At 72.3% G+C, this 19,703-nt stretch carries 18 protein-coding genes; 10 read left to right on the forward strand and 8 right to left on the reverse strand.

Features of this window, described 5'->3' with window-relative positions:
* Positions 1–16: 16 nt before the first annotated feature.
* Genes J2S63_RS12845 through J2S63_RS12860 form a run of 4 tightly spaced genes read right to left on the reverse strand, consistent with a single transcriptional unit; the run spans position 17 to position 3,451 of the window.
* The gene (locus tag J2S63_RS12845) at positions 17–829 is read right to left on the reverse strand and encodes a DUF72 domain-containing protein (RefSeq protein ID WP_310302809.1); all 813 of its coding nucleotides are present in this window, start codon (positions 827–829) and stop codon (positions 17–19) included.
* Positions 830–840: 11 nt separating this feature from the next.
* A complete protein-coding gene (locus tag J2S63_RS12850; protein ID WP_310302812.1) occupies positions 841–2,229 on the reverse strand; it encodes a class II fumarate hydratase in 1,389 nt (462 codons plus the stop codon).
* A complete protein-coding gene (locus J2S63_RS12855; RefSeq protein WP_310302815.1) occupies positions 2,226–2,921 on the reverse strand; it encodes a spermidine synthase in 696 nt (231 codons plus the stop codon). Before J2S63_RS12855 ends, J2S63_RS12850 begins: the two co-directional genes overlap by 4 nt.
* Complete coding sequence (locus J2S63_RS12860) at positions 2,918–3,451, reverse strand: DUF427 domain-containing protein (protein ID WP_310302818.1); 534 nt, start codon at positions 3,449–3,451, stop codon at positions 2,918–2,920. The genes J2S63_RS12855 and J2S63_RS12860 overlap by 4 nt, the downstream gene beginning before the upstream one ends.
* Here J2S63_RS12860 and J2S63_RS12865 point away from each other — a divergent pair.
* Positions 3,446–3,892 carry a DUF3817 domain-containing protein gene (locus J2S63_RS12865; RefSeq protein ID WP_310302820.1) on the forward strand — a complete coding sequence of 149 codons (447 nt, stop codon included), beginning with the start codon at positions 3,446–3,448 and terminating at the stop codon, positions 3,890–3,892. The two genes, J2S63_RS12860 and J2S63_RS12865, sit on opposite strands and share 6 nt — an antisense overlap.
* A gap of 205 nt (positions 3,893–4,097) precedes the next feature.
* Here J2S63_RS12865 and J2S63_RS12870 read toward each other — a convergent pair whose 3' ends face one another.
* Positions 4,098–5,804, reverse strand: coding sequence for a fumarate hydratase (locus J2S63_RS12870; protein WP_310302822.1), 1,707 nt, complete (start codon positions 5,802–5,804; stop codon positions 4,098–4,100).
* Positions 5,801–6,889, reverse strand: a complete 1,089-nt coding sequence (locus J2S63_RS12875; protein WP_310302824.1) for a LacI family DNA-binding transcriptional regulator — start codon at positions 6,887–6,889, stop codon at positions 5,801–5,803. The genes J2S63_RS12870 and J2S63_RS12875 overlap by 4 nt, the downstream gene beginning before the upstream one ends.
* Before the next feature lie 213 nt (positions 6,890–7,102).
* Here J2S63_RS12875 and J2S63_RS12880 point away from each other — a divergent pair, with 213 nt between their 5' ends.
* The 8 genes from J2S63_RS12880 (at position 7,103) to J2S63_RS12915 (ending at position 16,809) form a co-directional block, all read left to right on the forward strand.
* Complete coding sequence (locus J2S63_RS12880) at positions 7,103–8,815, forward strand: glycoside hydrolase family 13 protein (protein ID WP_310302827.1); 1,713 nt, start codon at positions 7,103–7,105, stop codon at positions 8,813–8,815.
* Position 8,816: 1 nt separating this feature from the next.
* Positions 8,817–10,115 carry an ABC transporter substrate-binding protein gene (locus J2S63_RS12885; RefSeq protein WP_310302829.1) on the forward strand — a complete coding sequence of 433 codons (1,299 nt, stop codon included), beginning with the start codon at positions 8,817–8,819 and terminating at the stop codon, positions 10,113–10,115.
* Between the two features lie 182 nt (positions 10,116–10,297).
* Positions 10,298–11,302, forward strand: a complete 1,005-nt coding sequence (locus tag J2S63_RS12890) for a carbohydrate ABC transporter permease (RefSeq protein ID WP_310302832.1) — start codon at positions 10,298–10,300, stop codon at positions 11,300–11,302.
* A 1-nt stretch (position 11,303) separates the two neighbouring features.
* On the forward strand, positions 11,304–12,221 hold the full coding sequence (locus J2S63_RS12895) for a carbohydrate ABC transporter permease (protein ID WP_310302835.1): 918 nt from the start codon (positions 11,304–11,306) through the stop codon (positions 12,219–12,221).
* On the forward strand, positions 12,221–12,523 hold the full coding sequence (locus J2S63_RS12900; RefSeq protein ID WP_310302838.1) for a hypothetical protein: 303 nt from the start codon (positions 12,221–12,223) through the stop codon (positions 12,521–12,523). Before J2S63_RS12895 ends, J2S63_RS12900 begins: the two co-directional genes overlap by 1 nt.
* A gap of 84 nt (positions 12,524–12,607) precedes the next feature.
* Positions 12,608–13,690, forward strand: a complete 1,083-nt coding sequence (locus J2S63_RS12905) for an ABC transporter ATP-binding protein (RefSeq protein ID WP_310302841.1) — start codon at positions 12,608–12,610, stop codon at positions 13,688–13,690.
* A gap of 42 nt (positions 13,691–13,732) precedes the next feature.
* Positions 13,733–14,884 (forward strand): galactokinase, encoded by a 1,152-nt coding sequence (gene galK, locus J2S63_RS12910; RefSeq protein WP_310302844.1) that lies wholly within the window; start codon positions 13,733–13,735, stop codon positions 14,882–14,884.
* Positions 14,881–16,809: an alpha-amylase family protein gene (locus J2S63_RS12915; protein WP_310302847.1), complete on the forward strand. Its 1,929-nt coding sequence runs from the start codon at positions 14,881–14,883 to the stop codon at positions 16,807–16,809. Before galK ends, J2S63_RS12915 begins: the two co-directional genes overlap by 4 nt.
* A gap of 19 nt (positions 16,810–16,828) precedes the next feature.
* Here the strand turns inward: J2S63_RS12915 and J2S63_RS12920 are convergent, their stop codons facing one another.
* Positions 16,829–17,779 carry an alpha/beta fold hydrolase gene (locus J2S63_RS12920; protein WP_310302850.1) on the reverse strand — a complete coding sequence of 317 codons (951 nt, stop codon included), beginning with the start codon at positions 17,777–17,779 and terminating at the stop codon, positions 16,829–16,831.
* A 57-nt stretch (positions 17,780–17,836) separates the two neighbouring features.
* Between J2S63_RS12920 and J2S63_RS12925 the strand changes: the two genes are divergently transcribed.
* Positions 17,837–18,715: an esterase/lipase family protein gene (locus J2S63_RS12925; RefSeq protein WP_310302852.1), complete on the forward strand. Its 879-nt coding sequence runs from the start codon at positions 17,837–17,839 to the stop codon at positions 18,713–18,715.
* 58 nt (positions 18,716–18,773) lie between these two features.
* Here the strand turns inward: J2S63_RS12925 and J2S63_RS12930 are convergent, their stop codons facing one another.
* The gene (locus tag J2S63_RS12930; protein ID WP_310302854.1) at positions 18,774–19,703 is read right to left on the reverse strand and encodes a PfkB family carbohydrate kinase; all 930 of its coding nucleotides are present in this window, start codon (positions 19,701–19,703) and stop codon (positions 18,774–18,776) included.

Below are 19,703 nucleotides of genomic sequence, written 5' to 3' on the forward strand. Positions count from 1 at the left end.
CGGGGGCCTCGTCGCGTCAGGCGAGCCGCTGCTGCAGCCGCAGCGCGTCCCAGGGGGCGAAGCCCTTCATGTCGTTGTCGAAGTAGACGAACACGTCGTGGTCCGGTGACCACTCCCGGCACCGCTCGGCCCAGCGGTCCAGGGAGTCGTCGGAGTAGCCGCTGGCGTAGAGCTCCTGGTCGCCGTGCAGCCGGACGTAGCGCACGTCGCTGGTGTCGGCGTCGGCCATCGGCCACTTGCCGGCGGAGTCCGACAGCACGCACCCCACGCCGTGCTCGGCCAGCTGGGCGAACGCCTCGTCGGTGCAGAACGAGGTGCTGCGGAACTCCAGCACGTGGCGCAGCGGCCGGTCGGCGTCGGTCGTGGTCAGCGCCCGGTCCTCGGCCAGCTTGTCGTCGTGCCGCGCGGCGGTGGCGGCGGCCTCGGTCGTGGTGCGCGGCAGGAGCGTGAGGAAGTCCTCGAGCAGCGCGTGGTCGTAGGTCAGGCGCTCCGGCAGCTGCCACAGCAGGGGACCGAGCTTGGGGCCGAGCGCGAGCACGCCGGAGGCCAGGAAGTTGGCCAGCGGCGTCTCCACGTCGCGCAGCCGCTTGAGGTGGGTGATGAAGCGCCCGCCCTTGACCGCGAAGACGAAGTCGTCGGGGGTCTCCGCGGCCCAGCGGGCGTACGACGACGGGCGCTGCAGCGAGTAGAACGAGCCGTTGACCTCGACCGACCCCAGCTGCTGCGCGGCGTAGGCGAGCTCGTCGCGCTGACGGAGCCCCTGGGGGTAGAAGTCGCCCCGCCAACCGGCGTAGGTCCAGCCGGAGATGCCGATGCGGATCTCACCCATCGCGTGTCCCGTCAGGGGTGGGTCATCGACTCCACGTCGAGGGCCTCGTCGAGCTGCTCCTCGGTGAGCTCGCCGGACTCGACGTGGCCCTGGGCGATGACCGCCTCGCGGATGGTCGTGCCGTCGGCGATCGCCCGCTTGGCCACCTTGGCCGCCGCCTCGTAGCCGATGTGCTTGTTGAGGGGCGTGACCACCGAGGGCGAGGACTCGGCGTACTCCCGCATCCGCTCGGTGTCGGCCTCGATGCCGTCGATGCACCGCTCGGCGAGGACCGTGCTCGCCGCCGCGAGCAGCCGCACCGACTCGAGCACGTTGCGCGCGATCACCGGCATCTGGACGTTGAGCTCGAAGCTGCCGCTCGCGCCGGCGGTGGTGACGGTCAGGTCGTTGCCGATCACCTGGGAGCACACCATGAGCGTGGCCTCCGGCAGGACCGGGTTGACCTTGCCGGGCATGATGCTCGACCCCGGCTGGAGGTCGGGCAGGTGGATCTCGGCCAGGCCGGTGCGCGGGCCCGAGGACATCCAGCGCAGGTCGTTGCAGATCTTGGTCAGGCCGACGGCGAAGGTGCGCAGCTGGCCCGACAGCTCGACCAGCGAGTCGCGCCCGCCCTGGGCCTCGAAGTGGTCCGACGCCTCGGTGAACGGCAGGCCGGTCATCTCGGCCAGCTCCTCGATCACGGCGGCCGCGAAGCCCTGCGGGGTGTTGATGCCGGTGCCGACGGCGGTGCCGCCGAGGGGGAGGGCGGCGACCCGGGGGAGGGTGCTCTCGAGCCGCTCCTGCGCGAGGCGCACGATCGCGGCGTAGCCGCCGAGCTCCTGGCCGAGCATCACCGGCGTCGCGTCCATGAGGTGGGTGCGGCCGGACTTCACCGTGGTGGCGAACTCCTCGGCCTTGCGCTCCAGCGACTGCGCGAGCGTGTCGAGCGCCGGCTGCAACCGGTCGGTGACCGCGCGCACGGCCGCGACGTGGATCGAGGTCGGGAAGGTGTCGTTGCTCGACTGGCTGGCGTTGACGTGGTCGTTGGGGTGCGCCTCGGTCCCGGCCTTCGCTGCGAGGGTGGCGAGCACCTCGTTCATGTTCATGTTGGAGCTGGTGCCGGACCCGGTCTGGAAGACGTCGACGGGGAACGCCTCGTCGTGCTCCCCGGCCGCGACCTGCTCGGCGGCGGACACGATCGCGTCGGCGACGTCCTGGTCGAGGACGCCGAGGCGGGCGTTGACCTTGGCGGCGGCGGCCTTCACCAGCGCCAGGGCGTGGAGGTGGTCGGCCTCGAGCGGCGTGCCGCTGATCGGGAAGTTCTCGACGGCCCGCTGGGTCTGCGCCCGCCACAGCGCGTCGGCGGGGACCTCGATGTCGCCCATGCTGTCGTGCTCGGTCCTGGTCTCCTGCGTGCTCATGCCGACTGCGTACCCCCCAGGTGCAGCCAGTAGGCCTCCTCGCGACCCTGCAGCCGCACCGGCAGCGGCACGGTCCAGGCCGTCGCGCACACCTGGGCCAGCGCCTCCTCCAGCGCGGCCGAGGGCGAGGCCGACCACACCGCCACGACGCCGCCCGGCGCGAGCACCCGTCGTACGCCGGCGAGGAAGGGGGTGGCGTAGATGCCCGCGTTGCCCTCGTGGACCAGGAAGTCCGGCCCGTTGTCGACGTCCAGCAGCACCAGGTCGTACGACGAGTCCCCGGCCTGCGCGACCGCCTCCTGCACCGCGCCGGTCCAGAGGTCCAGGCGCCCGTCCACGAGTGCGGCACGGTCCGCCGGGTGGCCCACGGTCCCGTCGCGGAACCACCCGACCAGCGCCTCCTCGAGCTCGGCGACGACGACACGCTCGACCCGCTCGTCGGCGAGCACCGCGTGGGTGGTGAACCCGAGCCCGAGCCCTCCGACCAGCACCCGCCGCGGGCTCCCCACCTGCGCCAGCGCGGCTCGGGCGAGCTCGACCTCGGTCGAGGTCTCGGCGGTGTCCATCACGAAGACGCCGTTGACCCGCAGCTCCAGCACGGGGTCCGCGAGGGCCGGGTCGTGGCGGCGCCGCAGCACCACCTCGCCGCGCTCCGACGCCGATCGCGCCAGCTCGTCGTACTCGAAGGTCACCAGCCCATCGTGCCCGGGCCGCCCTTGAAGGGGCCGGCGACCCGAGGCGTGATCCAGCCGCCGTAGAACGACCCCTCCTGCGGGACCACCTCGACGCCGTCGACCACGCACCGGTCGACGGTGTGGGCGTAGAGCGCCACGTGGTCCCGGAGCACGACCGCCCGCGGCGAGGGGTCGGGGTAGGTCCACGCGGCGCGGGCCGCGACGCGGTCACCGCCGACGAGGTCGAGGTAGGTCGCGCGCCCCTTCCACTCGCACCACGACGAGCCGCCGGCCGGGCGCAGGGCGCCCTCCACGAACGCCTCGGGCGGCAGGTAGTAGGTCGGGGGGTGTGAGGTCTCCAGCACCGCCCAGGCGTGCCGCGTGTCGGCGATCGTCACGCCGCCGAGCACGACCTGGATGCTCTCGCCCCACTGCACGAGCTCGGGGGGACGGGGGAAGTCCCACACCGAGACCTGACCGGGACCGACGGGGTCGCGAGGAGGCGGGTAGCGCACGACCACCAGCCTGTCAGGCTCGTGGTCATGCACCCCCGCTCGCTCCTGCGCACCGTCGCACGCACCGAGGCCATCACCTGGGCGCTCCTGCTGCTCGGGATGTTCCTGAAGTACGTCACCGAGACCACCGAGCTCGGGGTCCGCGTCTTCGGGATGCTCCACGGCGTCGTGTTCATCGCCTACTGCCTGACCGTGGTGGTGGTCGCGATCGACGCTCGCTGGCGACCGGGTCAGGCGCTGCTCGGGCTGGTCTGCGCCGTGCCGCCGTTCGCCACCCTCTGGTTCGAGAAGTACGCCGACGCACGCGGCCTCGGCGCGGACGCGTGGCGCCTGCGCCGCTCCGACCCGTCGCGGGGGCTCGACCGACCCGTCGCCTGGTTGGTGCGCAACCCGCTGGCCGGGCTCGGGACCGGGCTCGTCGCGGTCGGTGTCCTCACCGCCGTCGCGCTGGCGGTCGGCCCGCCGGCCGGCTGACGCCCGCGTACTCCGACGTACGTGCGCTGGCCCGCGCGTACTCCGACGTACGTGCGCTGGCCCGCGCGTACTCCGACGTACGCGCTGGACATATCGGACATCCACCACGCGTACGTCGGAGTACGCGGGGCGGGGCGCGGGGCGCGGGGCCGCGGGGCGCGGGGCGCCGCGGGGGGCGGGGCGGGCGTGGGCGGCGGGGCCCGGGCTACGCCTTGACGGTGGGCGGGGGGTTCTCGCTCGAGCGGACGCGGATGCCGGAGAGGGGGACGGTGACGGTGCCGCCGGGGTCGGTGAAGAAGTCGTTGCCCTTGTCGTCGACCACGATGAAGGCCGGGAAGTCCTCGACCTCGATCTTCCAGACCGCCTCCATGCCGAGCTCCTCGTACTCCAGCACCGACACGGACTTGATGCAGTCCTGCGCGAGCCGGGCGGCGGGGCCGCCGATCGAGCCGAGGTAGAAGCCCCCGTGCGCCTCGCAGGCGCGGGTGACCTGGGCGGACCGGTTGCCCTTGGCCAGCATCACCTTGGAGCCGCCGGCGGCCTGGAACTGCTCGACGTAGGAGTCCATGCGCCCGGCGGTCGTGGGGCCGAACGAGCCGGACGCCATGCCGTCGGGGGTCTTGGCCGGGCCGGCGTAGTAGACCGGGTGGTCGCGCAGGTAGGACGGCATCTCCTCGCCGGCGTCGAGCCGCTCCTTGATCTTGGCGTGCGCGATGTCGCGAGCCACGACGAGCGGGCCGGTCAGCGACAGCCGCGTCTTGACCGGGTGCCTGGTCAGCTCGGCGAGGATCTCGTCCATCGGCCGGTTGAGGTCGATCGGGACCACCTCGCCGCCGGAGATGTCCTCCCGGACACCGACGGACGGCATGTACTGCGCCGGGTCGGTCTCGAGCTGCTCCAGGAAGACGCCCTCGGCGGTGATCTTGCCCAGCGCCTGCCGGTCGGCCGAGCACGAGACCGCGAGCGCGACCGGGCACGAGGCGCCGTGACGGGGCAGGCGCACCACACGGACGTCGTGGCAGAAGTACTTGCCGCCGAACTGCGCGCCGATCCCGAACGACTGCGTCAGCTTGAAGACCTCCTCCTCGAGCTCGAGGTCGCGGAAGGCGTGTGCCGACAGGCTGCCTGAGGTCGGCAGGTTGTCGAGGTAGTGCGCGGAGGCGTACTTCGCGGTCTTCAACGCGTACTCCGCGCTGGTGCCGCCGATCACCACGGCCAGGTGGTAGGGCGGGCAGGCGGCCGTGCCGAGCGAGCGGATCTTCTCGTCGAGGAACTCCAGCATCCGCGTGGGGTTGAGGACGGCCTTGGTCTCCTGGAACAGGAACGACTTGTTGGCCGACCCGCCGCCCTTGGCCATGAAGAGGAACTTGTACGCCGGGTCGCCGGTCCCCGGGGTCGAGTAGAGCTCGATCTGGGCCGGGAGGTTGGTGCCGGTGTTCTTCTCCTCCCACATCGTCAGCGGCGCGAGCTGGGAGTAGCGCAGGTTGAGCCTGGTGTAGGCGTCGTACACCCCGCGCGAGATCCACTCGCCGTCGTCGGCGCCGGTGATCACGCCCTCGGACTTCTTGCCCATCACGATCGCGGTGCCGGTGTCCTGGCACATCGGGAGGACGCCGCCGGCGGAGATGTTGACGTTCTTGAGCAGGTCGAGCGCCACGAACCGGTCGTTGCCCGAGGCCTCGGGGTCGTCGATGATCCGGCGCAGCTGCGCGAGATGGGCGGGCCGCAGGAAGTGCGAGATGTCGTGCATGGCCTCGGCGGTGAGCCGCTGGATCGCCTCGGGCTCGACCTGGAGGAAGGTGCGACCGTCGACCTCGAAGGTGCGGACGCCCTCGGTCGTCAGGAGGCGGTACGGCGTGTCGTCGGCCCCGGTGGGCAGCAGGTCGGAGTAGCGGAACTCAGGGTTGCTCACCCGTCCGAGCCTAGTGGCGCCCCCGCCTCCCGTGGCCTGCCGGTGGACCCGCGGACGACCAGTGTGGTGGCGACCACGTGGTCGGCCGCGCCACCGGCCCCACCCGCCCCGGCCACGGGCGTGCCGCCGAGCGACCCGAGCATCGCCATGGCCGCCAGCTCGCCCTGGGTCCGCACGGGCTGGGCGACGGTGGTCAGGCCCATCACGCCCGACAGCGGGTGGTCGTCGATCGCGACCACCGACATGTCCTGCGGCACCGACCAGCCGTGGTGGCGCAGCGCCTGGAGGCAGCCGAACGCGATCTCGTCGGAGTGGGCGAAGATCGCGGTCGGGGGGTGCGGCCCGCTGATCAGCCGCTCGGTCGCCGCCCAGCCGTGGTCGGCGCCGAAGGGGATCGTCAGGACGGGGTGGGTCCCGCCGAGCGGGGTGTCCTGGTCGCCGAGGAGCGCGTCGGGGTCCTCGGGCCTCACGCCGACCTGTGCCATCGCCTCGAGGTAGCCCTCGGTGCGGGCCTGGTCGGTGGGCCACACCGCGCCCCCGCTGTCGCGGGTGCGCAGCATCGCGACGTGCCGGTGGCCCAGCCCGGTGAGGTGGGAGACCGCCGTGCGCGCGGCCGCCACGTCGTCGATGCGGACGCACTCGAACTCGCCCATCCGTCCGCCGGCGACGACGACGTGGACCCCCATCAGGCTCAGCCGGGCGAACTCGTGGGCAGGGGCGGGCAGGGCGACCACGATGACCCCGTCGACCTTGCGGCGGGCGGGGAGATCGGCGAAGAACCGCTGCCGCTCCTCCTCGCCGTCGACGTGGTAGACGAGCACGTCGAAGTCGGCCGCGCGCAGCACCCGCTCGATGCCGGCGAGCACGGTGCCGAAGAACCAGCGGTCGACGTTGTCCAGCACGACCGCGATGCGCCCGGTGCCGCCGCGCGCCAGGCGGGAGGCGTCGGGGGAGACGACGTAGGAGAGCTGGGCGGCGATGCCCTCGATGCGGCGGCGCTGCTCCTCGCCGACCCCGGGCAGGCCGCGCAGCGCCCGGGAGACCGTCGAGACGGACACGCCGGCAGCGGCGGCCACGTCGGCCATGTTGACCGTCCCCCGGCCGTCGGGGGGCGTGGCTGTCGCGTGGTCCCGGGGCCTGCGGTAACGGTCCGGACTCGATTTCCTGCTCAACCGACCTGACCCCCTTGCACGGCGGGTATGGCGCACGTCACAGTGATGTGGCTACATTACGCAAACGCTTGCGTCTCGGTAAAGGGAACGCCGAGACCCATCCGATCCAGAAGGAGCAGCACCCGCGTGGACGACCTGACCCAGCCGGAGTGGTGGCGGACCGCCGTGGTCTACCAGGTCTACATCCGTTCCTTCCGGGACGAGAACGGCGACGGGCTGGGAGACGTCGCGGGGCTGCGGCGCCAGCTGCCCTACCTCGCCGACCTCGGCGTCGACGCGCTGTGGATCAACCCGTGGTACCCCTCCCCCCAGGCCGACGCCGGCTACGACGTGTCCGACTACCGCGACATCGCCCCGGAGTACGGCACCCTCGAGGAGGCCGAGAAGCTGCTCCACGAGATCCACCAGCGCGGCATGAAGGTCTTCCTCGACATCGTCCCCAACCACACCTCCTCCGAGCACGCGTGGTTCAAGCAGGCGCTGGCCGGCGACGAGGCGGCCCGCGCCCGCTACGTCTTCCGCCCCGGCCTCGGCGACGGCGGCACCGAGCCGCCCAACGACTGGACGAGCAACTTCGGCGGCCCCGCCTGGACCCAGGTCCCCGGCGAGCCCGGCCTCTGGTACCTCCACCTCTTCGCCCCCGAGCAGCCCGACCTGGACTGGACCAACGACGAGGTGGTGGCCGAGTTCGAGGACGTCCTGCGCTTCTGGTTCGACCGCGAGGTCGACGGCTTCCGCATCGACGTGGCGCACGGCCTGGCCAAGGCCGAGGGGCTGCCCGACGCCGGCCGGCGCATGGCGATCATGCACAACGACCCGCACCCGGCCTGGGACCAGGACGCCGTGCACGAGGTCTACCGCGGCTGGCGTCGCCTGGCCGACTCCTACGACCCGCCGCGCGTCTTCGTCGGCGAGACCTGGGTGCCGACCAACGAGCGGCTGGCGATGTACGTCCGTCCCGACGAGCTGCACACCACGTTCCAGTTCGACTTCCTCCGCGCGCCGTTCGGTGCCGACGTCATGCGCGAGACCGCGGTCGACGCGCTCGGCGCCCTCGGCGGCCCCGACGGCTCCGGCGCGCCCAGCACCTGGGTGCTCTCCAACCACGACGTGGTCCGCCACGTCACCCGCTACGCCCGCTCGCAGCCCGACCACCCGGTGGAGACCGACTGGGAGCGCACGCGCTGGCCCGAGGAGGAGCCCGACCTCGAGCTCGGCCGCCGCCGGGCGCGGGCCGCCCTGCTGGTGATCCTCGCGCTGCCCGGGACCGCCTACCTCTACCAGGGCGAGGAGCTCGGGCTCGAGGAGGTCGAGGAGATCCCCGGCCACCTGCGCCAGGACCCGATCTTCACCCAGTCCGACAACGGCGACCCCGGCCGGGACGGCTGCCGCGTGCCGCTGCCCTGGGCCGGCGACGCGCCGCCGTACTCCTTCGGCCCGGAGGGCGCGGCCGACCCCTGGCTGCCGCAGCCGGCGTCCTGGGCGGCGCTCACCGCCGACAAGCAGGTCGGCGACCCCTCCTCGATGTGGACCTTCTACCGCGACGCCCTCGCGCTGCGCCGCCGGGCCTGGGTGCCCGCCGGCGCCCTCAGCTGGCAGGAGGCCGGACCCGGCCTCCTGGTCTTCCGCCGTGGCGACCTCGAGTGCTGGCTCAACACCAGCGGCGCCACGGTCCCTGTTCCTGGGGAGGTCCTCCTGGCCTCCTCACCCGTCGGCGACGACGGCGGGCTGCCGCACGACGCGGCAGCCTGGGTGCGGGTCGGGCCCGGCTCGACCACGCCCGACTCCAGCGACGGTGCGTCCGTGCCGTCGTCGAACACGCAAACAACGGAGGATTGAGATGTCCCACAAGCGGCACGCTGGGCTCATCGCCCTGGCCCTCGCCGTCGCGCCGCTCGCCGCGTGTGGCGGTGGCGACAGCGGCGGCGGAAGCGGCGGCGGAGGCGGCGGTGCGTTCGACAAGGCCCTCGACTCGCGCGGTCCCATCACCTACGTCCAGGGCAAGGACAACAGCGGACTCGTGCAGCCGCTGATCGACGCCTGGAACAAGGACCACCCCGACGAGAAGGTCACGCTCAAGGAGCAGACCGTCGACGCCAACCAGCAGCACGACGACCTCGTGCGCAACTTCGACGCCAAGAACGCCGACTACGACGTGGTCTCGGTCGACGTGGTGTGGACCGCCGAGTTCGCGGCCAAGGGCTACCTCCAGCCCCTCAAGGACAAGATGGCGATCGACACCAGCGCGATGCTCAAGCCGACCGTCGACGCGGCGACCTACAACGGCACGCTCTACGCCGGCCCGGTGACCAGCGACGGCGGCATGCTCTACTACCGCTCCGACCTGGTGAAGACCCCGCCGAAGTCGTGGGACGACATGATGGGCATGTGCTCCATCGCCAAGAAGAACAAGATGGACTGCTACGCCGGCCAGTTCGCGAAGTACGAGGGCCTCACGGTCAACGCGGCTGAGGCGATCAACACCGCCGGTGGCACGTTCGTCAGCGAGGACGGCAAGAAGTCCACGGTCGACAGCAGCGAGTCGGCCAAGGGTCTCGACCGCCTGGTCCAGGCCTTCAAGGACGGCAACATCCCCGCCGCCGCGATCGGCTACAAGGAGGAGGAGGGCCGCCTGTCCTTCGAGGCCGGCAAGCTCCTCTTCCTGCGCAACTGGCCCTACGTCTACAGCCTGGCCTCGACCGACGCCTCGTCGAAGGTCAAGGGCAAGTTCGCCGTGGCCCCGCTGCCGGGTGACGACGGCTCGGCGCCGGGCGCCTCCTCGCTCGGTGGTCACAACGCCGCGATCAGCGCGTTCTCCGACCACAAGGCGACCGCCCTCGACTTCATCAAGTACCTCGAGAGCGACGGGGTGCAGCGGCAGTACCTCCTCAAGGCGTCCAACGCCCCGTGCCTGGCGGCGCTCTACGACGACCCCGAGCTGCAGAAGAAGGTGCCCTACCTCAAGACCCTGGGCACCTCGATCGGCAGCGCGGTCCCGCGTCCGGTGACGCCGTTCTACCCGGCCGTCACCCAGGCGATCTCCGACAACGCCTACGCCGCGCTCAAGGGCTCGGTCGACACCAAGAGCGCGCTCTCCTCGATGGCGCAGGCCATCGACGGCGCGAGCTCCGGAGGCTGATCCCGCTGCGGCTCCCGGCCCGGTCCCACCGGGCCGGGGGCTGACAGCACCGCCCCCCGAGGGACACGATGGGGGTGGCGCAGGTCACACCGGCGCCACCCCTCACCCGGGCACCCAGCAGCACCCAGCACACCCAGCTCGACCCACAGCACCCCAGCATCGCCAGGACAGGAGGGCACCCGATGTCCACTCAGACGGGACCGGTCGCTGCCGCAGAGGAGAAGCGCAGCGCCACCTCAGGGCCGGAGAGGGCCTCCATCGACCCCCACCAGGGCCGGCGCGCGTGGCTCCTCATCGCCCCGACCATCGCCGTGCTGCTGGTGGTCATCGGCTATCCGATCTTCCGCGCGGTCTACATGTCCTTCCAGAGGGACGCCGCGCTGGACCCCTCGACCGGCCTGTTCGTCGAGGGCGGTTTCGCGGGACTGCTCAACTACAAGCACTGGATCCTGCAGCAGTGCGGCGCCACCTCGTGCGGGCCCGGGACCAACGCGTCCAACTTCTGGGGCTCGGTGTGGATCACCGTCTTCTTCACCGTCGTCACGGTCGTGCTCGAGCTCGTGCTCGGCTTCATGTTCGCGATGATCATGAACGGCAACTTCAAGGGCCGCGCGCTGGTCCGCGCCAGCATCCTCATCCCGTGGGCGATCCCGACCGCGGTCACCGCCAAGCTGTGGTACTTCATCTTCGCCAACGGCGGCCTCGCGAACTCGCTGCTGCACACCGACATCATCTGGTTCAGCGACAAGTGGGCCGCTCGGAGCGCGATCATCGTGGCCGACGTGTGGAAGACGACACCGTTCATGGCCCTGCTCATCCTGGCCGGCCTCCAGCTGATCTCCTCGGAGGTCTACGAGGCGGCCAAGGTCGACGGGGCGAGTGCGTGGCAACGCTTCACCCAGATCACCATCCCGCTGGTCAGACCGGCGGTCATGGTGGCGTTGCTCTTCCGCACGCTCGACGTGCTGCGGATGTACGACCTGCCCGCGATCATGACCGGTGGCGGCGCCGGCGACGGCAACGACACCACGACGCTGTCGATCCTCGTCGTCAACGAGGTCCGGCAAGGCTTCAACAGTGCGGCAGCACTGTCCACGCTGACGTTCCTGTTCATCTTCGGCGTCGCGTTCATCTTCATCAGGTTCCTGGGCGCGGACCTGTCGGACGACCAGGCAGAGGGGCGCTGACATGGCCACCACGGACGTCAACGAGGAGACCCGGACCGACTCCGGCCAGGACCCCACCCAGCACTACGTCGAGGGCCGCAAGCCCACCCTGTCCCTGGGCAAGGGGATCCGGATGTACGTCGGGGTGGTCCTCATCGTGGTCTGGGGCCTCGCCCCCTTCTACTGGATGATGATCACCGCCTTCCGGCAGGTGGACTTCACCTACGACACCGCGCTCTACCCGACCCACGTCACGTGGGACAACTTCCAGACGGTGTTCTCGACGCGTCAGGGCAACCACTTCGGTCGCGCGCTGGCCAACAGCGTCATCATCAGCACCGCGGCGACGGTGGTCGGCCTGCTGTTCGGCGTCTCCGCGGCGTACGCCCTCGCGCGCCTGCGGTTCAAGGGCAAGGGCCTGGTGCTCGGCTTCGTCCTCGGTGCCTCGATGTTCCCGGGCGTCGCCCTGATCTCGCCGCTGTTCCAGCTGTTCCGCGACATCGGGTGGTTCGGCACCTACCAGGCCCTGATCATCCCGGACATCTCCTTCGTGCTCCCGCTGACGATCTACACCCTCACGGCGTTCTTCCGGGAGATGCCGTGGGAGCTGGAGGAGGCGGCCAAGATCGACGGGGCGACGCCGGGGGAGGCCTTCCGCAAGGTGATCCTCCCGCTGGCCGCGCCGGGCATCTTCACCACCGCGATCCTGGCGTTCATCGCGGCGTGGAACGAGTTCCTCATCGCCAGCCAGCTGAGCAACGACAAGACCCAACCGGTCACGGTGGCCATCGCGAGCTTCACCGGGTCGCAGCCGCACCAGGAGCCCTACACCGCGGTCATGGCTGCCGGCACGGTGGTGACCGTGCCGCTGATCATCCTGGTGCTGGCCTTCCAGCGGAAGATCGTGGCGGGCCTGACCGCAGGCGGGGTCAAGGGCTGATGGCCTCCTCCCCGCCCCGCCGACCCACCGACCCCGACGAGGTCCCGAGCCTCTTCGCCGCGCTCGTGCGCAACCTGGGCCCGGGGCGCTCGCGGGCGGCCCGTCAGATGAACCTCGAGGTGGTCCTCGGGATCCTGGGGTTCTTCAGCATCATGGCCCTGATCTCGCTGGTCGCCGCCGAGCTGCGCGGAGGCGGTGCCCTCTTCGAGTCCCTGGTCACGATCGCGTTCCTCGGGCTCACCTGGATGACGTACCGCTCCTGGCGGCGCGGTGGGGGGTGGTCCTCCGAGCTGCCTCGCTGAGGCCGCCGACCCGTTTGGCCCCGCACGACCTCTCTTTCACTTCGGATCGTCCGGCACGTGCCTGCCGGTGGAAGGAACACACTCATGGCTGGAATCAGGTTCGAGAAGGCCCAGCGCTGGTATCCCGGCGCGGAGGTCCCGGCGGTGCCGGGCATCGACCTCGAGATCAACGACGGCGAGTTCATGGTGCTCGTCGGCCCCTCCGGGTGCGGCAAGTCCACGACCCTGCGCATGCTCGCGGGACTCGAGGACGTCAACTCCGGCAAGATCTTCATCGGTGACCGCGACGTCACGATGATGCCGCCCAAGGACCGCGACATCGCGATGGTCTTCCAGAACTACGCGCTCTACCCGCACATGAGCGTGCGCGACAACATGGCGTTCGCCCTCAAGATGGCCAAGACGCCCAAGGAGGAGCAGGACAAGCGCGTCGCCGAGGCGGCCCGCATCCTCGGCCTGGAGGACTTCCTCGACCGCAAGCCCAAGGCGCTGTCCGGTGGCCAGCGCCAGCGGGTCGCGATGGGGCGCGCGATCGTCCGCCAGCCGCAGGTGTTCTGCATGGACGAGCCGCTGTCCAACCTCGACGCCAAGATGCGCGTGCAGACCCGCACCGACATCGCCAAGCTCCAGGCCGACCTCGGGGTCACCACCGTCTACGTCACCCACGACCAGGTCGAGGCGATGACGATGGGTGACCGTGTCGCGGTGATGAAGCTCGGTGTCCTCCAGCAGGTCGACACCCCGCTCAACCTCTACGACAAGCCGGCCAACCTGTTCGTCGCCGGCTTCATCGGCTCCCCCCAGATGAACCTCCTCGAGGGCGTCGCCGACGACAAGGGCGAGGTGCGGATCGGCAACTACACCGTCCCGGTCGACCCCGGTGCGGGCAAGAAGATGTCCGGCAAGGTCACGGTCGGGGTGCGGCCCGAGAACTGGCGCATCGTCTCCGAGGGCGAGGGACTGCCGGTCAAGGTCACGGTGATCGAGGAGCTGGGCGCGGACTCGTTCGTCTACGGCAACTGCGACGTGGAGGGCACACCCGGCAGCATCATCATCCGGGTCAGCGGCCGGACGCACCCGCACAAGGGCGAGACGCTCTACGTCACCACGGACCCGCAGCACGTCCACGTCTTCGACACCGAGACCGGTGACCGGATCAGCGGCTGAGTGGACGAGCCGACCCCTCACCGCGGCACCGCTCCGACCCCGATGACGCAGCCCACCGTGCACGCACGGTGGGCTGCGCCCGGTCGGGTCAACCTGATCGGTGAGCACACCGACTACGCCGGCGGCCTCGCGCTGCCGTTCGCCCTCCCGCAGACCTGCGTGGCCGACGTACGCCGGCGGGAGGGGACGCGCTGGACCGCCCGGTCGGCGCAGGCCGACGAGACCGTCGAGGTGGAGGCCGGCGAGCTCCCCGACGACGTCCCCGGCTGGGCCGCCTACGTCCTCGGGCCGCTGGTGGTGCTGCACCGCCGGGGGGTCGAGGTGCCCGGCCTGGAGGTGGTGATCGACAGCGACGTGCCGCTCGGCGCCGGGCTGTCGTCGTCGGCGGCGGTGGTGTGCTCGGTGACGGTCGCCCTCGGCGAGGTGCTCGGCACGGGCCTCGACGCCGAGGCCCTGCTGGCGCTCAGCCGTGCCGCCGAGAACGACGTGGTCGGAGCCCCCACCGGCGGGCTCGACCAGCTGGCGTCGCTGCGCGCCGAGGAGGGCCACGCCCTGCTGTGCGACTTCCGCGACCCCGAGCACCCGAAGAGCCGCCAGGTCGGCTTCGACCTGAGCGGGCACGGCCTGGCTGTCCTCGTCGTCGACACCCGGGCTCCGCACGCCCACGCCGACAACGAGTACGCCGCCCGGCGCGAGGCCTGCACCCGGGCCGCGGAGGTGCTCGGGCCGCTCCGGGAGATCGACCCCGACGACGTGGAGCCGGCACTGGACCGCCTGCCCGAGGAGGACGACGGCGACGGACCGGGCCTGCGCGGGTGCGTGCGCCACCAGGTGGGTGAGAACGCCCGCGTCGAGCAGGTGGTCGCGCTGCTGGACCAGGGCCGGGTCGAGGAGATCGGCCCGCTGCTCTCGGCCTCCCACGCGTCCCTGCGCGACGTCTACCGCGTGACCGTCCCGCAGCTCGACGTCGCTGCCGCGGCCGCCGAGGCCGGCGGCGCGCTCGGCGCGCGCATGACCGGCGGCGGCTTCGGTGGCAGCGTCATCGCGCTGGTCGAGCGGCCACGGGCCGACGCGGTCGGCGAGGCCGTGCGCGAGGCCTTCGCGGAGCACGGGTGGGACGAGCCCCGGGGCTGGGTGACCACGGCGGCGGCCGGCGCCCACCGCGCCGACGACCCGGCGGGGGGCACGCGATGAGCCCCGGGCGGCCACCGGACGCGCGCGTGCGGGACGCGGCCGTCGCCCGGCTGGGGCTGCTCGAGGGCGAGGCGTTCGCCGCCCGGTTCGACCTGGTGCGGCACGACCTGCACGACGCCCTGGCGCTGGTCTACGGCGAGGCTGCGGGCGACCTGGTGGGACGCGTCGTCACCAGTGCGCTCGACGCCGCGGCCGAGCGCGCCGAGCCCCTGCGCGTGCTCGACCGCGTGCGCGAGGTCGACCCGTCGTGGTTCCTCGACGGGCGCGTCGGCTACATCTGCTATGCCGACCGCTTCGCCGGCACCCTGGCGGGAGTCGGCACCCACCTCGACCACCTCGCCGAGCTCGGGGTCGGCTACCTCCACCTCATGCCGCTGCTCGAGCCGCGCGAGGGCGAGAACGACGGCGGCTACGCGGTCAAGGACTACGACGCCGTCGACCCGCGGCTGGGGTCGATGGACGACCTGGAGCGGCTGGCGGGCTCGCTGCACGAGCGGGGCATCGCGCTCTGCGTCGACCTGGTCCTCAACCACACCGCGCGCGAGCACGAGTGGGCCCGGGCGGCCCTCGCCGGCGACCCCCACCACCGTGCGTTCTACCGCTTCTTCCCCGACCGCGAGCTGCCCGACGCCTACGAGCGGACACTGCCCGAGGTGTTCCCCGACATGGCTCCCGGCAGCTTCACGCAGCTGGAGACCGGCGAGTGGGTGTGGACCACCTTCCACGAGTTCCAGTGGGACCTCGACTGGACCAACCCCGACGTCTTCGAGGCGATGCTGGGCGTGCTGCTGCGGCTGGGCAACCACGGCATCGACGTGGTGCGGCTCGACGCGGCCCCCTTCCTGGGCAAGCGGATGGGCACCGACTGCCAGAACCAGCCCGAGGCCCACGCCCTCCTCCAGGCCCTGCGCGCCCTGACCCGCCTGGCGATGCCGGGGCTGGTGCTCAAGGCCGAGGCGATCGTGGGGCCCGACCAGCTCCTGCCCTACCTCGGCGCGCACGACCACGAGCGGCCCGAGTGCCAGCTGGCCTACGACAACCAGCTGATGGTCATGCTCTGGTCGGCGCTGGCCACCCGCGACGTGAGCCTGGCCGCGCAGTCGCTCTCGCGGCGCACGCCCGCGCCGGTGGGCACCGGCTGGGTGACCTACGTGCGCTGCCACGACGACATCGGCTGGGCCGTCGGCGACAGCGACGCCGGCGCGATCGGGCTCGACCCCGAGTCCCACCGCCGCTTCCTCGCCGCGTTCTACGCCGGCGACCACCGCGGCAGCTTCTCGCGGGGGATGGACTTCCAGGTCGACCCGGTCTCCGGCAGCCGTCGTACGTCGGGCATGACGGCCTCGCTGGCCGGTCTGGAGAGCGCGCTGGTCGCCGGTGACGAGGCACAGGTGACCGCGGCGCTGCTGCGGATCGAGCTCCTGCACTCGGTCGTCTACTCCTTCGGCGGGATCCCGCTGGTCTACATGGGCGACGAGATCGGGCAGCGCAACGACGCCCACTGGGACGCCGACCCGGCGCACGCCGACGACAACCGCTGGCTCCACCGACCCCTGATGAACTGGGAGGCCGCCGCGCACCGGCACGACCCGAGCACCCCCGAGGGGCAGGTCTTCGAGGCGCTGGTCGCGCTGGGGCGAGCGCGGGGCAGCACCGACTCGTTGCGGTCCGACGCGGCCACCCGGGTCGTGAAGCACGGCAACCACCGCGTGCTGGCCCACGTCCGTGAGCACCCCCGTGCCTCGCCCGTGCTGTGCCTGGCGTGCTTCAGCGACGAGCCGCAGACCGTCGAGCCCTGGGTGCTGGACGCCGCGGGTGTCGGCGCCCACCCCACCGTGCTGCACTCGTCGCGGGCCGACCGCACCGCCGCCCCCGAGTGGCCGCTGCGGCTGCCGGCCTGGTCGTTCGTGTGGCTGACCCGGTGACGACGCCCGGGGGCCGAGCTCAGCCGCGCGCCGCCGCGCGGTGTGCGGACCGGTTGACCGCCTCGACGTACGTCGGCCAGAGCCCGCTGGGCAGGTCGTGACCCATGCCGGGCACGAGCATGAGGTGCGACCCGGGGATCGCGCGCGCCGTCGCCCGGCCCCCGGTGTGGTGGACCATCCGGTCGTCGAGGCCGTGCAGCACGGTGGTGGGCGCCGTGACGCGGGCGAGGGCCTCGCGCCGGTCGGGCTGGGTGAGGATCGCCAGCATCTGGCGCATCACGCCCGACAGGCTGATGCCGCGGTCCCAGGTGTCGCCGGCCCGCTCGCGCGCCCGCTCGACCGGGTCGCGGTAGCGCGGGGAGCCGATGCGGCCGGAGAACCGGGCGCTGCGCTCGACGTACTCCTCGCGCGTGCGGCCGGCACGGCCGAGCAGGTGGGGCAGCAGCCGCGGGTCCTGCCAGCCGGTGAGGCGGTGGCCGGTGCTCGACATCACCGAGGTCAGCGACAGCACGCGCTCGGGATGCTCGATCGCCATCGTCTGCACGATCATGCCGCCCATCGACACCCCACAGACGTGGGCCCGCTCGACCCCGACCGCGTCGAGGACGGCCAGGCCGTCGCGGGCCAGGTCGGACAGGGAGTAGGGCGCGGAGGACCGCGAGCCGAGGAACGCCCGGACCAGGTCGCGCCGGCGCACCCGGTGTCCCTGGGTGAAACGGTCGGACCGGCCGGTGTCGCGGTTGTCGTAGCGGACGACGAAGTAGCCCTCGACCGCGAACCGGCGGCACAGCTCCTCCGGCCACCAGGTCATCGGCCCGCCGAGGCCCATCACCAGCAGCAGCGGCTGCCCGGACGGGTCGCCGAAGGTCTGGTAGCACAGGCGCAGCCCGTCGCCCGTCGTGGTGAACAGCTCCTCGGACATCGGCACCGCGGCGAGGTCAGCGGCGGCCGGCTCCTGCGCAGTCGTCATACCTGAAGGCTAGCCAGAATCCCACCATCGACGCCTTTGAGGTCGTACCTTGGCCAGGTGTCCAGGTCAGCGAAGTCGCTCAGGTCGCCCGTCGCCGACTTCCTGGTGCCCGAGGGCTTCGCCGGCCCCCGGGGGCTCCGCGCCCTGGCCCGCGAGGCCAGCGTCGTGACCGAGGCCGTCGCCTACCGCCGCCGCGCGGTCGCCACGCTCGCGCACCACCGCGCCACGCCGTACGCCGAGCGGCGCGACCGGCACACCGTCAACGACCCGGTGCTGCTGGTCCCGGGCTTCATGGCGGGCGACTGGACGCTGGCGCTGATGAGCCGCCACCTGCGCCTGCTGGGGTTCCGCACCTACCGCTCCGGCATCGTGGCCAACATCGGCTGCATCGACGAGGGGACGCAGGCGCTCGAGCGGCGGCTGGAGCACATCGCCGCCCGCCGCGAGCGCAAGGTGACGATCGTCGGGCACAGCCTCGGCGGGATGATGGCCCGCGGCCTCGCCGCCCGCCGCCCCGACCTGGTCGCGGGCATCGTGACGATGGGCAGCCCGATCATGGCCCCCGGCGCCGCCCACACGGGCCTGCTCGCGATGGTGGCCACGCTCAAACGGCTCGAGGCGCTCGGGCTGCACGTGATGGGCCAGGACTGCACCGAGGGCGGCTGCGCCCTCCGGATGTGGGAGGAGTCGCGGCTGCCGCTGCCCGAGGGCTTCCCGTTCACCGCGATCTACTCCCCGCGCGACGGCATCGCCGACTGGCGCGCCTGCATCGATCCCGCCGGCCAGGCCCGCGAGGTCCGCACCAGCCACGTCGGCATGGCCCTCGACCCGGTCGTCATCGACCTGGTCACCGAGACCCTCGCCGCGATCCACAACCAGCCCCTCGAGGCCCGCCTCCTCGGCCGTCTCCAGGACCACGAGCGACGAGCAGGTTAGGCAGGCGGTCTCGAGCTGCGCCGGTCGTCGCGCCTCGCCAGCGGGACGACGGTGAGCCTCAGACCCGGGGCCAGCCCGGCGGGAGCTCCGCCAGCCGGGGCGGGTCGGCTCCGCGACGGGTGACGGTGACGGCCGCGGCGGCGTGGGCGGCGGAGAGGTACTCCGCGACGTGCGAGTGGGTGGGTCCCTCGTCCCAGGCCCCGGCGGCGCGGTCGGGCAGGGTGGCCGCGACCAGCGCGGCCATGAACGAGTCGCCGGCGCCGACGGTGTCGGCGACCTCGACCTTGCGGGACTCGGCGACCAGGACGACCCCGGTGCGGCTGACCGCGGTGGCGACGCCGCCCCCTCCGGTGACCACGACGAGCGCCGGTCCGCGCTCGAGGACGGCATGGGCCACGTCCACGACCTCACGGCCGGGCTGGAAGAACGCGGCGTCCTCGTCGCTGAGCTTGACCAGGTCGCAGAGCGAGGCCAGCTCGAGGACGTCGCGCCACGCCACCTCGGGGTCGGGGGTGAACGCCGGGCGGGCGTTGGGGTCGAAGCTCACCGGCAGCCCCACGCGGTGGGCGTCGGCGGCCAGGGCGACGACGGCGTCGCGTCCGGGGCGTACGCCGGCCCCGATCGACCCGACGTGCAGCGCACGGCAGTCGTCGGGGAGCAGGGTGGGCGGGAGGTCCCAGGCGACCGCGAAGTCGTAGGTCGCCACGCCGTCGGCGTCGAGGTGGGCGGTCGCGACGCCGGTGGTCGTGGCCGGGTCGACGGCCCCCTCGGCCAGCGCGACGTGGCTGGCGGCGAGGTGGTCGCGGACCAGCCGGCCGTCGGGGTCGTCGCCGAGACGGGTGACCAGCCGGGTGGGCACCTCGAGACGGGCCAGGCCGACGGCGACGTTCATCGGGGAGCCGCCCGGGCGGCGTACGACGTCGGCCGGGTCGCCGGACGCCGGGACGACGACGTCGACCAGGGACTCACCGACGACGAGGACGACCAT

Origin of the sequence: Nocardioides marmoribigeumensis, from assembly GCF_031458325.1 — a bacterium.
Lineage (GTDB): Bacteria > Actinomycetota > Actinomycetes > Propionibacteriales > Nocardioidaceae > Marmoricola_A > Marmoricola_A marmoribigeumensis.